The organism is Actinospica sp. (assembly GCF_035552695.1).
Taxonomy (GTDB): domain Bacteria; phylum Actinomycetota; class Actinomycetes; order Streptomycetales; family Catenulisporaceae; genus Actinospica.
The window spans coordinates 1-2,338 of record NZ_DASZKT010000227.1 but is presented as its reverse complement, the minus strand read 5'-3'; the positions used below and the strand labels follow the sequence as shown (position 1 = coordinate 2,338).

The following is a 2,338-nucleotide window of genomic DNA, read 5'->3' as shown; positions in this document are numbered from 1 at the left end:
ACGCCCGACAAGATCCGGGCCCTGATCGAGTCGATGGTGACCTCGTACGCCGAGAACTACCCGCATATCGCCGTGTACATGGAAGACCTCGGGCGTATTGCCCGCCAGGACAGCGAGTGGGCGACCGACGTCATCGCGCGCACCCGCACGTATGAGTCGCTGGTGCACTCGATCCTGGACAAGGGACGCCGCGACGGCACGCTGCGCAAGGATCTGCCGGTCGAGCTGTGCGCGCTCGCCCTGTTCGGCATGATCAACTGGATGCACCGCTGGTACCGCCCGAACACCGAGTGGAGCGCGCAGCAGGTCGCGAACACCTTTACCGAGATCTTCCTCAACGGCTACGGCCCGCGCTGACAGCGGCCCGGTCAGCGGTTCGCATACGCCCGCACCGGTGAGGATCACGGTACCGACACGCGGGGGAGCACGCATGCCCACCGGACACACCGCCTCGGCCGGCCTCGGGCCGGCCCTGCGCAGCTGGCTGGGAGAGCAGCTGGGCTCGCCGGGCCCGTTCGAGGCCCGGCCGATCAGCGGCGGGAACTCGAACGAGACGACGCTGCTGAGCGCGCCCGGCGGACAGTGGATCATGCGCCGGCCGCCGGCAGTTGCGATTTCGCCGACCGCCAATAACCTGGCCCGGGAGCTCCGCGTGCTGACGGCCCTGGCCGGCCGGGACGTCCCTGCGCCGCGGGCCCTCGCATTCGCCGAGGCCGGCGCGGTGACGGCACAGCCGTGCCTGGTCATGGAGCTGTGCCCGGGTGCCCCGCTCACCGACAGCTGGCCGGAAGGCTGGCCGCGCGACGTCACGATCGGCGCGGCCGGCTTCGCGGCCGTCGAGGCGCTCGCCGCGCTGCACCGGGTGGACGTCGAGGCGGCAGGCCTGGCCGGCTTCGGCCGCCCGGCGGGCTTCCTCGAGCGGCAGGTCGCCCGCTGGCGGGGCCAGTACCAGCAGAACCGGGTGCGCGATCTGCCGCTGTTCGACGACGTCGGCGCCTGGCTCGATGCGAACCGTCCGGCCGACGGCATCCCGGGGATCCTGCACGGCGACTTCCGCCTGGACAACTGCCTCATCCTCCCCGGACCGCCGACGCGGGTCAGCGCGATCATCGACTGGGAACTGTCGACGATCGGCGACCCGCTCGTGGACCTGGGCCTGCTGCTCGGTTTCTGGGGGGCCGAGCGAGTCGCGCCGATCGCGATGCCGAGGGTGCAGGGGCTGACCCGTGCGCCAGGTGCCCCGAGCAGGCGCGAGCTGGCCGGCCACTACAGCGCGCTGACCGGACGCTCGACTGCGGCGCTGACGTTCTACATGGCGCTGGCGTTCTTCAAGCTCGCCGCGATCGTCGAGGGCGCGTACGCACGGTACCTGAGCGGCGAGATCGACTCCCCGTACGCGCGCGCCCTCGGCGAGGACGTGCCGAAGCTCCTCCGCGACGCCGCCGCGCTGGCGGAGAGAGGCTGATCAGCTACCGCGGCCGCACCCGCGCCCGTGGCGCCGGCAACCCCGGCCGCGGCGCGGCAGTGCGGAAGACCGACCCGCCGTCCGGGTTGGGCCACTCCTCGTTCGCACCGGTGAGAATGAACAGCTGGTCCAGGGCCGGGCCGCCGAAGCAGACGGACGTTGCCAGCGCGTGCGGCACGGAGATCTCGGCGATCCGCGCCCCGCCCGCCTCCCAGCCGACTACCACGCCGGCGCCAGCCATCGCGACCCAGACCGAGCCGTCGGCGGCCATCGCCAGACCGTCGGGCAGCGCGTCGTACTTGCTGGTGTCGATGAACGCCTTGCGCGAGGCGGCGAGGTCGGCGGCGTCCAGTGCGAACTGCCAGACGACCCTGCGGTCCGAGTCGACGTGGTACAGCAGTGCGTCGCGCGGACCGGCGATCCCGTTGGAGATCAGCAGGTCGTCGGCGATCACCGTGGCCGTGCCGTCCAGGTCCACGAGGTAAAGCCGCCCCGCCGCTGCGCTCGCGGGAATCCTGCGCGCCTCGATCAGCTCAGGCAAGCTCACTGGCCGCCTGCCCACCGAGCAGGACCTGATGCATGAGTACGGCGTCAGCCGAGGCACCGTGCGGCGCGCGGTCGAGATTCTCACCAGCGAAGGCCTAGTGCGCGTGTCTCGGGGACGAGGGACGTTCGCCACCCCGAAGTAGGGGACTAGTCAGGCGGTGTAGCGCCCTGCTGTTCGGTCGCCCCGGTACAGAATCAGGTCATGCACCGGGATCCACATCCGTACCTGCGGGGCGAGTTGGTTGTCGTGATCGACTGTTCCGATCTGGACCGTTCGGCGGAATTCTGGGCCGGTGTGCTCGGGTATGCGCGGGACGGCGTTGCCAC

Annotated in this window: 3 protein-coding genes and 1 pseudogene; 3 read left to right on the top strand and 1 reads right to left on the bottom strand. The window is 71.2% G+C overall.

What is annotated here, in order from left to right:
- Window positions 1-357: pseudogene (locus tag VG296_RS25750) on the top strand (TetR/AcrR family transcriptional regulator); the annotation flags it as partial.
- A 73-nt stretch (window positions 358-430) separates the two neighbouring features.
- Entirely contained in the window at window positions 431-1,465 is a 1,035-nt protein-coding gene (locus VG296_RS25745; RefSeq protein WP_325570023.1) for a phosphotransferase family protein, read from the top strand.
- A gap of 4 nt (window positions 1,466-1,469) precedes the next feature.
- Here the strand turns inward: VG296_RS25745 and VG296_RS25740 are convergent, their stop codons facing one another.
- The gene (locus VG296_RS25740) at window positions 1,470-2,006 is read right to left on the bottom strand and encodes an SMP-30/gluconolactonase/LRE family protein (RefSeq protein WP_325570021.1); all 537 of its coding nucleotides are present in this window, start codon (window positions 2,004-2,006) and stop codon (window positions 1,470-1,472) included.
- Between VG296_RS25740 and VG296_RS33020 the strand changes: the two genes are divergently transcribed.
- On the top strand, window positions 1,978-2,154 hold the full coding sequence (locus tag VG296_RS33020) for a GntR family transcriptional regulator (RefSeq protein ID WP_349259688.1): 177 nt from the start codon (window positions 1,978-1,980) through the stop codon (window positions 2,152-2,154). The genes VG296_RS25740 and VG296_RS33020 overlap by 29 nt on opposite strands.
- Window positions 2,155-2,338: the final 184 nt, after the last annotated feature.